Source organism: Luteimonas aestuarii (assembly GCF_004357985.1).
Lineage (GTDB): Bacteria > Pseudomonadota > Gammaproteobacteria > Xanthomonadales > Xanthomonadaceae > Luteimonas > Luteimonas aestuarii.
Window position 1 is genome coordinate 154912 of record NZ_SMTF01000002.1, and the last position, 11585, is coordinate 166496.

Genomic DNA, 11585 nt, shown 5'->3' on the forward strand with positions numbered 1-11585 from the left:
GGTGGCGACCTGCCAAGCCAGGCCTTCCGATCCCGACGGCGTGGGGCATAATGCCGGCGCGGGCCTATAGCTCAATGGTTAGAGCAGAGGACTCATCGAAATGGTGTCGCCGCGCCGTAATGCGCGGACGAGAACGGGATGAATTCAGGGAAACCGCAGCGGCCAGGCCGGCGGCAATCCTGAGCCAAGCCGGCGGTACACCGCCGGAAGGTGCAGAGACTACCTGGGGGCTGAAGTGCCCTTGATGACAGGCTAGAGCGTCCCGCACCCCACCAGCGGCAGCTGAGGGTGATGAGATAGTCCACGCGGGGCGAAATCCCCGGCAACGTGAATCCTTTGGTTCCAGGTTCGAGTCCTGGTGGGCCCACCAACAAGCAGTCTAAAGCTGGCCCCGAGAATTTGAACAGCGCGGTAGGTGGATTTCCTGCTCACAGAGGCGATGATGACTGCCCTACGAGGAGCAGACCGATGGCAAGACGCCCCCGCCGCAACCACTCGCCGGCCTTCAAGGCCAAGGTGGCTCTGGCCGCCGTCAAGGGCGACAAGACGCTGGCTGAACTGGCGCAGCAGTTCGACGTCCACCCCAACCAGATCACCCAGTGGCGCAGTCAACTGCTGGAGAACACTGCCGGCGTGTTCGGCGGCACGGCCGATGCAGGCCCGCCCCCGGTGGACCTGAAGGCACGATCGGGGGGCTGACACTGGAGAACGATTTTTTGAAGGCGGGCTCACCAAGGCGGGTTTGCTGAGCGCTAGGCGATGATCGACCGCGACCATCCACTCCCCTTGAGCAAGCAGGCCGGGGTGGTGGCTATCAGCCGGGGCGGCGTGTACTGCCTGCCGCGTCCGGTGTCGGCGCAGGATCTGGCGCTGATGCGCCGGATCGACGAGCTGCACATGGAGCTGCCGTTCGCCGGCAGCCGGATGCTGCGCGACCTGCTGAACGCCGAAGGCATTGCCGTGGGCCGCAAGCATGTGGCCACGCTGATGCGACGCATGGGCATCGAGGCGCTGTATCGCAAGCCCAACACCAGCCGGAAGCATCCCGGGCACAAGGTCTCCCCGTACCTGTTGCGGGCCTGAAGATCGACCGGCCCAACCAGGTCTGGGTCATGGACATCACCTACCTCCTGATGGCCCGCGGCTTCGTCTACCTGGCGGCGGTGATCGACTGGTACAGCCGCCGGGTGCTGGCCCGGCGGGTTTCGATCACGATGGACACGGACTTCTGCATCGAGGCGGTCGAGGACGCCATCGCCCGGTACGGCACGCCTGCGATCTTCAACACCGACCAGGGCAGCCAGTTCACCAGCCAGGCCTTCACCGGCCTGCTGAAGGAGCACGGCATCGCCATCAGCATGGACGGCAAGGACTGCTGGCGCGACAACGTGTTCATCGAACGGCTGTGAAAATCGGTCAAGTACGAGGACGTCTACCTGCACGCCTACGACAGCGTCAGCAACGCCAAAACAGTACTCGCCCGCTATTTCGACTTTTACAACCGTCGCCGACCGCACAGCGCACTTGATCGGCTTATCCCCGATCAGGTCTACTTCAACCAACCGCTGCTTTGGCCGAAGGAAGCTTGAACCCGCAGGCGATCCACTTATCGGACACGGCTGTGCTGTTCAAACGAGTGGGGCCAGCTCTCCTGCGGTTTGGTCGCTACCTGGCTTGGGAGACAAGTCACACTCTTGTCAGAATAGTCCTACAGACATGCGGACCGCAGGTTTGTAGTCTGAGGACGTAGTTTAATAAGCTGCTCGGCAGCAGACCGCAGAATTGTGTTCCGTGGCGTTCGGTTGAGGGGCTAGCATGTACCTACTCAGGTTCGTCTAGCAGCTGCACTGCTCCCGCGGGCCCAACGTATGAGCGTTGAATGGTTAGAGTTGGCGTGTAGCTTTCGAATGTTGCTGGTGGTTAGTGTCAATTCAAATGGATGTGCCCAAGTGTTGGGTGGGTTAACGTGCGGGCGATGGTGGAACACAACTTCGGGCGAGTCCCGGATTTCATCTGGGGGGTGGGATGGGAAAGTGGAGTTATGCTGCTTCAGTATGTGTCGCTATTGCATTGTCGATTCCCGTAGGAACCGCAGAGGCCACCGAACCTATAAGCTACGGTGAGCAGGTTATCGGTCCGCAGAAGCACGCTGTTAACATCAAGGCGTTGGGCCCTGATTTGTTTGGCGAGGAGATTAGCTCCTACACGGGGGGTATTTCGTTCTCTCAGACCGACCTCTCCTTGCCAGGCAACAGTTCCCTCCCTGTTTCGGTGATGCGTCGCCTTGTGGTTGATGGCAACAAATCTCCCAGTACCAACACAGATCTGAGTATCTGGAGAGGCTACGCCTTTGGAGAATGGGAGCTGGACCTTCCGTATCTCACCGGAACGTACTCGGAGGTTGATGGGTGGGTTGTCAACACATCCAATCCGAACGCGCGCTGTTCGTCCCCAACCACTTACAACCAGTATCGACCGAATAGCATTACGATTGGTATCGTTCATTTCAACAACTACAGCTTCTGGAACGGCCTGCAGCTCAACACGCCCGGCGGAGGCGAGGAGCAACTTCTGTTTCGGTCCTCGAGTGGGCCCTTGCCGATGCCGTCCGCCGGCGCGTGGACGGCACTCACTACCAAGAGTCAATGGCACTTTGGATGCCTGCCGAACTTGCAGAGCGGGCAGGCTGGGGAAGGATTCTTGGCGCTTGCGCCGGATGGCACCAGGTATTGGTTGGACTGGATGGTCACTTATGAGGACCGGCCGCTGCGAGGCTCGGGCCACGTGCCAGATTGTTGCGGTGCCCTCCCTCATCGACAGGACGCTGAGCTTTCGCGCAGCGTCTATCGACTGTATCCAACCCGTGTGGAAGACCGCTTTGGTAACTTTGTCACATACACGTGGTCGGGAAACAGCGTCACGTCCATAACCGCCAGTGATGGCCGAACTATCAGTCTGACCTACAGTGACGGAAAAATAGCGTCGGCTACGGCCGGATCTCGTACCGTACACTACGGATATACCGACGGTCTATTGACCTCAGTTATGCTCCCGGATGGAAGTAGTTGGAATTTTTCTACCGGCGCTGTGGTCGGTCTTCGTCGCTTTGTTGCGCTGACGACGGATCCATTCGACTATCCGATGGAATGCCAGCTGATGCGGTCGCTGGCTGGTACCGAAGCCGAGCTGACAATGACGCATCCGTCGGGCGCGCACGGAGTGTATCGCCTCGGCTACAATCGCCTGCATCGCTCCAATCTGAACGGGTCCACAGGCTTCTGCGGTGCGGTCAATGCCCCCGATGGGCTCCCGATAAGGTGGCTCGAGCGGCAACCCCTGGTACCGACGCGATACGACGTGCTGGCCGTAAGGCGCAAGACGTTGTCCGGCCCTGGATTGCCTGCGAACCAATCCTGGCAATTCCAGCACCAAGACACCTTCCAAACCAAGGTGCCCGAGGGCTACCCGATCAATGGAACGCGTACCGTGACCACCACTCGGCCCGACGGAAGTACCGTTGTTGAAGTTTTCGGAACGGATGCGCTGGCAAACGAGGGGCAACTACTCAGCAGGGAGGTGCGTGAAGGCTCGAGCGTCCTGACGCGGCAGGAGAATACCTATGTACAGACCTCGCAGATGGGCACCATGCCTTTCCCGGACTGGATGGGTGAACCGTTAGCATATGAGTACATACGCGGGCGCGGGGACTACAACCGCCCACTTATCTCCTCGCAGGTCCAGCAACAAGGGGCGTCGTTTTTCAATACGGTGACTGCGTTCGATGTGCTCGCTCGTACTACGCAAACTACCGAGCGCAGCGAGTTGATCACGCCAGGAGTTACGTCCTATAGCCGTACGATCTCGACAACATATGATGACAATCTGTCAGCGTGGGTGCTGGGGCAGGTCAAGCAGCACTCGGTCAATGGAGTGGTGGCAGAAGCAGCCACTTATAGCCCGACATCGGCATTGCCGTTGACAAAATCATCCTTCGGCAAGCTCCAGCAAACCTTCACCTACAACGCCGACGGCACGCTGGCTACGGTCAAGGATGGCAACGACAATGTGATCGCGGTGAGCGACTGGTTCCGCGGAATCCCCCGCATGATCCAGTATCCGGCAACGCCCGAGGCGCCCGGCGGTTCATCTCAATCCGCCACCGTCGACAACAACGGCTGGATTACCTCGGTGACCAGTGAGACGGGCAACACCACCTGCTATGGCTACGACGCCATGGGACGACTGAACAGGCTCGCACATCCATCGGAGACGACATTCGGTGCTTGCGACGATCCGCTTACGGAGCTTATCGTTACATGGAACCCGACCACACTGCTGTTCGATAAGGCTGCCTCGGCCGAGTACGGGGTTCCCGCAGGACATTGGCGGCAGACGATCAGCACCGGCAATGCCCGCAAGATTAGCTATTACGATGCCCTGTGGCAGCCACTGCTTGTTCGGGAATACGACACCGCCAATGTCGCGGGCACCCAGCGCTTTACGCGCTTCAGCTATGACCACGACGGCCGTACGACTTTCGCCTCGTATCCCGGCCAATCCGACGCACTGACCAGTGGAACATGGACTGAATATGATGCCCTCGGGCGGATCACTTCAGTCTCTCAGGACAGCGAACTTGGTGTGCTGACGACGCTGATGGCCTATGAGAGCCAGTTCCGCACCACCACCACCAATCCGCGCACGGCGTCGACCACCACGCGCTTCAAGGCCTACGGGCAGCCCTCGACGGATTGGCCTTCGCAGATCGTACATCCAGAAGGCGCGATTACCGACATCGTGCGCGACGACTTCGGCAAGCCGCTGTCGCTCACACGTCGGAACAATTCGGGTAGTCTGCTCGTAACGCGCGCTTACGATTACGACAATCACCATCAATTGTGTCGCAGCTTGGAGCCCGAGATCGGAGCTACCCTGATGGGGTACGACGGTGCCGGTAATCTGGCCTGGTCGGCGGCGGGCTTGTCTTCTACGTTCGGATGCGCCGACGGCTTCAACGCCGCGGTGCTCGCACGCAAGGTGTCACGCACTTACGATGCCCGCAACCGCGTGGCGTCGCTGACGTTTCCCGATGGATTGGGCAATACTGCTTACACCTATACCAAGGATGGCAAGCAAGCCACGCTGGTGACGGCAAACGGGAGTGGTATCGACGTCACCACCACCTACGGTTACAAGCGACGTGGGCAACTTGCCAGTGAGCGGCAACAGTGGGGCAGTGTCGATCTGACGGTGGGCTATACCTATGACGGCAACGGCGCGTTGTCCGCGATGGCCACGCCGGGCCTGATCGTGGGCTACTCGCCCAACGCGCTGGGTCAGGCAACCCAGGCCGGTTCCTACGCCACCGGCGTGCAGTACTACCCCAATGGCGCCATCAAGCAGTTCACCTACGGCAACGGGATCGTGCACTCGATGGCGCAGAATGCGCGTCAGCTGCCCAGCCGGGTCATCGACAGTGCCGGTGTGCTCGACAACGAGTATGCCTATGATGCCAACGGCAACGTGCAGTCGATTCTGGATGGGTGGGACGGCAACCAGAATCGCACCATGACCTATGACGGACTGGACCGCCTGCTGATGGCCAGCTCGCCCGCCTTCGCCGCCAGCGGCGGCGGACAGGTGCACCAATTCACCTACGACGTGCTGGACAACCTGACGTCCTGGACCCGTGCGGGGGCCAAGGACTATGCACAGTACCTCTATACGAACAACCGCCTGACCAATATCAGGAACTCAGGTGGCGCCACCATTGTCGGCCTGGGCTACGACGCGCAGGGCAACCTGGCCAACAAGAACGGCCAGACCTACAGCTTCGATTTCGGCAACCGGCTTCGCAGCGCTACCGGCAAGGGCACCTACGCCTACGATGGCCTAGGCCGACGTGTACTGGACCGGACGACCGCGGACAAGCACAGTCTGTACAGCCAAGCGGGCCAGTTGCTTTACGAGAACGACCTGCGCAGCGCGAAGATCACCAATTACGTGTATCTGGGCGGAAGCTTGGTGGCGCGTGTCGTGAATTCCACAGCACCAGCCACGCCCTCCTTGAGCGCACCCTCCTTCAATGCGACTGGCAGCTATACCGTCAGCTGGACGGCGTCCTCCGGGGCCACGGGGTATCAGTTGGAGGAAGCGGTGTCGGGCGGCGCCTGGGCGCCTGCCTACAGCGGCGCAGCCTTGAGCCTGGCCGTGACTGGCAAGCCGGCCGGCAACCACGGCTACCGCGTGCGGGCATGCCTCAATGCTGGCTGCAGTGCGTGGAGCACGACTGCGTCGGTGTCCGTGCAGTACCCGCCAGGAATCGCGCCGGTGCTGAGTGCACCAGGGACGGCGGCCGGCGGCAACTACACCGTGACGTGGACCAGCATCGGGGGCGCGACTGAGTACAGGCTGCAGGTCGCAGTCAATGGCGGCGCTTGGGGCGCAGCGTATACAGGCAGTGCGTTGAGCCAGTCCTACAGTGGCCAGACGACGGGCGCCTATGGTTATCGCGTGCAGGCCTGCAACCCGGCCGGCTGCGGTCCCTACTCGGCCACGGTTCCCGTGCAGTCGGTGCATGCGCCATCTACTGCGCCTGCGCTGAGCGTTTCCCCCGTGGGCGCGCAGGGCAACTTCACCATCGGCTGGACGGGCGTCAGCGGCGCCACGAACTACAGCGTGGATCGAAGCGTGAACGGGAGCTCATGGGCCAACGTCTACAACGGTCCAGGCACAACGCTGAGTTACACCTCACAGCCGGCAGGCAGCTATGCGTTTCGGGTGACGGCCTGCAATGCCGACGGCTGTGGTCCGGACTCGGCCGTGGGTACGGTGCAGGCAATCTATGCGCCGATGGGAACGCCAAGCATCAGTGTGCCGGCCGTGGGTGCCAATGGATCTTATGCGGTCAGTTGGTCCTCGGTGGGCGGCGCGGACAGCTACATCCTGGAACGCAATTTCAACGGCGGGGCGTGGTCCGCCGTGTATAGCGGTGCGGGCACGGGCCAGAGCTACAGCGGCCAGGCCGGCGGCAGTTATTCGCTCCAGGTCAAGGGCTGCAATGCGGCCGGCTGCGGGCCGAACTCGGCGACGGGCACGGTGCAGGTAGTGTATGCGCCCACCAGCGCACCTGTCGTGTCTACGCCGTCCGGCAACGGTACGGGCAGCTACACCATTAGCTGGAGCAGCGTCAGCGGGGCAGCCAGCTACCAGTTGCAGGAGCAGGTGAGCGGGGGCGGCTGGAGTACGATCCACAACGGTGCAGCGACGTCCATTGGGGTGACGGGGCGCGTGCCCACCACGTATGGCTATCGCGCAGTTGCATGCAACGTTGCCGGCTGCGGGCCGTACTCGGTTACGGCGACCACCGTGGTGTCCTACGTCCCGGCGGTGCCTACCGGACTGACGGGATGGAAGGAGCGGGATGAGCAGTCCCAGCCTGCGGTGACCTACTGGCGCGTGGACTGGAATGCGTCGGCGGGCGCGAGCTACTACGACGTCGAGATGAAGGTGGGGACAGGCGCAAGGTCTCCGTTGTCCTCCGGCCCCAACACCTTCGTCACCGGGACAGGCATCGGTACTCGGCAGTACTGGGTGCGCGCCTGCAACTCGTCCGGCTGCTCGGCCTGGTCCAACCCGTACACGCTCTAGGGGAGAGAGGCCATGGAATCCGGAATTGCAAAATGGATTGGGATGACCATGCTGTGGCTTGGCGCTGCGTTCGGGCTACATGCACAAACGGTGGTGGAATACATCCACACCGATCTGCTGGGGACGCCGGTCGCGGTAACCAACAGTGCAGGCACCGTCATCGAGCGCAGCGTTTACGAGCCGTATGGGCAATTGATCAACCGGCCGCTGACGGATGGGCCGGGATTTACGGGGCACGTGCAGGATGCTGCTTCTGGGCTCACGTATATGCAGCAACGCTATTACGATCCGATGCTTGGGGTGTTCCTATCCGTTGATCCGGTGACGGCATACAGCAGTCCCATTGCACAGTTCCATCGATACAGGTACGCCAACAACAACCCGTATCGGTTTACGGATCCGGATGGACGCCAAAGCGTTGGCGAAATGATCGATTCCGGCGCTGAGGGTTGTGGTCCATACAGTTGTGCAGGGTGGGCAGCGCTAAACGCAACATGGCAGGTCTTCGGTGCTGAAGGCATCAGCCAGATTGCCGACAAGGGTTGGTCGAATGCGGGTGCGGGAAGCAGGTTTGGTGCTGGTTGGGAAGCAGCAGCCGTAATTCCTTTCGCCAAGGTTGCGCGCACGGGTACTGTTCTTATCGGCAGCGCACAAAGGACTACACGTGCGGGAATGGCTAGCGGGCATGCATTTAGGCAGTTGCGAGAAGCGGCTGCAATGCTCAGAACAGGCGGATACGAGAAGATCTCTCTGCATAGATCGCTCAGAACTCTTACTGATGGCGCAGTTAATAGCCGTCTTAAGCCGGATGTGGCAGGTCTCAGGCCGGACGGAAAAATCGATATCACTGAGGTCCTTTCCCCAGGACAGAAGGCTGCAGATTTGCAGGCGAAGTACGCAGGCGCACTAGGAGACCGAATGGGCGATTTCAAAGCGGTTGAGGCGACAAAAGTGATGTGCACGGGCAGCCGAATTGCGCGAACCTCATGCTAGTACCTCCGCCTCTTAGCACTGATCTTTCGGCGCTCTCAATTGCTGAGCCATGGGCGCCGTATTCCTATCTTCTAGGCGGTGCGAACCCGCAGCTTAGCTCCGCTACTTGCCTCTACTTCGACGGTATTGCATCGGAATGCTCTCTGGCGCAAACGCTTGACTTGGTAGAGAACTTGTTTGGTAGGTTCGACTCGAAGTCCAAAGTGCTGCTGGTGGGAGGAGACAAGCAGATCCTGTCGGCGCGCTACTCGATGAGAACCCTGCGAGAGTCCGTTTCAGACCACAATGTTCATCGAGCAATCGAGACTGTCGAATTCTTTCCTAAAGGTCGCACCACCATTGATGATACGTGGCGTCCTTCCATCTACTTCGCACGTTCGCTTCGCACCCCCACATCCGCATTCTTCTCCATCAATGCGACGTTAAACGAGCAAGCCGCACTGAATTTGCTACTCGAGGGGGATCGATTGTTCCGCAGTTGTGCAGCCTATGGGTTCCTGTTTCCCGCATGGTTCTCTCCGCTCGGTTACTACTGGGGAATATCCGTGGAGCCCTCCTACCGTGCCTTGGGTGCATGGGGGAGCCGAGAGTCTGGACGGCTTTCACATTGGCGAGATAACGCCCAGATAGGCATCCAGCAAGGTGGTGAGAGACACTTCTATCGAGCTTGTGATGGCTACTTGAGGGATGTTTATCCTCTGATGTTGCTTGGCGAACGTCATTTGGCACGGCGTGTGGGTGACGGCACGCTGGCCGATGCGCTCCCTTCAGTGGGTCATGTGTCTGCCGAGAGCGGAAAGTTCCTATGTCGCATACGCAACGACAACCTCGTTCGTGCACAGCAGCTCTTGGATGCCAACGACATCACGTTGTCTGGCCGAAGGTTAGAGATGTAGCCAGCGTAGCGGGTAAGCGAAGCGAACAACGGTGTCAGAGACACTTACGACAAGGCCGCTGAGAGAAGGTGTCAGGGACAATTAACCTGCGCCCATGAAGCACAAGGCCCGCACTGCGGGCCTTGTCGTTGTTGGGTTGTGATGCTGTCGCTCAGCGATCTGGGCTGCGCTCGAACCTTCGCGCATCGTGCTTGAGGATCATGCCTTCGAGCAGCGAGCGCACGACCTGCTGGTCTTCGGGCGACATGCGTGAGACGGCCTCGAAGTGCAGGCGCAGATCGTCGCCGGGGCCGCGTTCGTTGTGATCGAACAGCAGCGCATCGCCGCTGACGCCAAGCGCGATGGCGAGCCGGCGCAGCACCGGCAGCGTGGGCTGGGATCGATGGGGTCAGAGTCATTGATCGTCTGACGCCGATCAATGGGGTCAGGGTCGCCACCAGCAAAGCAACACGCACAAGGCCCGCATCGCGGGCCTTGTGCGTTGTTGGGGTTGTGATCGCGTCGCTCAGCCTTCGGCTGTCTTCTTCTCGTTGGCGCGAGCCGGCTAAATGCGCAACTGCGACTGCTTGGCCTGGTGCTTGAGGATGAGTCCCTCTGGCCTGCCCCCACCGGCCGTACCAATGATTACTGATAAAGCCCGGGGTTGAAGATTACTGTGCCGTTGGCTTGTTGTGCTCGGTGGTTGGCAGCGAACTGGGCAGGCGGGATCCGGCCGCAGCTGCTGTGTGGGCGGACCTGGTTGTAATCGCGACGCCAGTCGGCGATGACCTGGCGGGCCTGGACCAGCGAGGTGAACCAGTGCTCGTTGAGGCACTCGTCGCGGAACTTGCCGTTGAAGCTCTCGATGTAGCCGTTCTGCATGGGCTTGCCCGGCTCGATCAACAGGTGCTCGATGCCATGTCGTTGCGTCCAAGCGATGAAGGCCCTGCTGGTGAACTCGGGGCCGTTGTCGGTGCGCACGGCCCGTGGGTAACCGCGGAAGCAGGCGGCCTGGTCCAGCACGCGGACCACGTAGGCGCCGCCAATGCCGTGGTCGACCGTGATGTCGACGCACTCGGTGGGTGAAGTCGTCGGCCACGGTCAGGCACTTGAGGCGCCGGGCGTTGGCCAGGGCATCGCTGACGAAGTCAATGCTCCAGACCCCGTTGGGGCCGTGGCGATCGCCAGCGGTTGCCGCTCAAGCGGCGGCCGCTTGGTCTTCCTGCGTCGGCGCACGGCGAGGCTGGCCTCGCTGTAGAGCCGGTAGACCTTCTTGTGGTTCACGTCGGGGAACTCCGGGCGCAGCAGGCCGTGCAGGCGGCGATAGCCGAACCTGCGCCGAATCTGCGCCAGTTCCATGATCCGCGCCGACAGCGCCTGCATGGCAGGCGTTGGCTCGGGCGGGTGGCGGAAGGCATCGCGGGATAGCCCCGCAAGGCGGCAGGCCCGGCGCTCGCTCAACACGGTCTGGTCGAGCATGCGGCGGACTGCCTCGCGCTTGCGTTGCGGGGCTAGCGTTTTACCCCGAAGCCGATCTTCAGCGCCTCGATGTCCAGGTGCGCGTCGGCCAGCAACCGCTTGAGCCGGTTGTTCTCGGCTTCCAGCTCCTTCAGGCGCTTGGCGTCCTCGGCCTCCATCCCGCCGTACTTGGCCCGCCAGGCGTAGAAGCTGGCGGGACTGAAACCGTGCTGGCGCCCCAGTTCGGAGACCGCCATGCCGGCCTCGGCCTGCTTGATGAATCCGATGATCTGTTCGGTGGTGAAGCGACTCTTGCGCATGTCCGTCCTCTCGGGTTGACGGACTTTACAGCTTCACGTGGTACGGCTCAGTGGGGGCAGGTCAAATTGACCCTCAGATCCAATCATTTCGTGAAGATTTGACAGGAACAGTCTCGTCAAGTTCGAAAGGTAGGGGATATGGCTCTATCTGATTCATCTCTTCATAAACCATGATCGCGAGAAAAGCTGACGAATCAGGCGTTAGAGCCACCGCGTCATAAGTGAGTCAACCTATGAGTCACTGGTCTTGCGGTACCACAATAAAGGTAATAGAATCAATTGCTTATGG

At 60.8% G+C, this 11585-nt stretch carries 4 protein-coding genes and 2 pseudogenes; 4 read left to right on the forward strand and 2 right to left on the reverse strand.

The window, feature by feature from the left end:
- Positions 1 to 468 precede the first annotated feature (468 nt).
- The 4 genes and pseudogenes from E2F46_RS03120 (at position 469) to E2F46_RS03135 (ending at position 9539) form a co-directional block, all read left to right on the forward strand.
- Positions 469 to 1589, forward strand: a pseudogene (locus tag E2F46_RS03120) (IS3 family transposase).
- A 481-nt stretch (positions 1590 to 2070) separates the two neighbouring features.
- Positions 2071 to 7650, forward strand: a complete 5580-nt coding sequence (locus E2F46_RS03125; protein ID WP_165967334.1) for an RHS repeat protein — start codon at positions 2071 to 2073, stop codon at positions 7648 to 7650.
- A gap of 12 nt (positions 7651 to 7662) precedes the next feature.
- Complete coding sequence (locus E2F46_RS03130) at positions 7663 to 8643, forward strand: RHS repeat domain-containing protein (protein WP_133320712.1); 981 nt, start codon at positions 7663 to 7665, stop codon at positions 8641 to 8643.
- A gap of 161 nt (positions 8644 to 8804) precedes the next feature.
- Complete coding sequence (locus E2F46_RS03135; RefSeq protein ID WP_133320713.1) at positions 8805 to 9539, forward strand: hypothetical protein; 735 nt, start codon at positions 8805 to 8807, stop codon at positions 9537 to 9539.
- A gap of 151 nt (positions 9540 to 9690) precedes the next feature.
- Here E2F46_RS03135 and E2F46_RS03140 read toward each other — a convergent pair whose 3' ends face one another.
- Positions 9691 to 9900: a hypothetical protein gene (locus tag E2F46_RS03140; RefSeq protein WP_207949507.1), complete on the reverse strand. Its 210-nt coding sequence runs from the start codon at positions 9898 to 9900 to the stop codon at positions 9691 to 9693.
- Between the two features lie 263 nt (positions 9901 to 10163).
- Positions 10164 to 11296, reverse strand: a pseudogene (locus E2F46_RS03145) (IS3 family transposase).
- Positions 11297 to 11585: the final 289 nt, after the last annotated feature.

Coding starts and splice junctions, on each gene's coding strand:
- E2F46_RS03130 (WP_133320712.1), top strand. CDS start 7,663: ATGGAATCCGGAATTGCAAAATGGATTGGGATGACCATGCTGTGGCTT.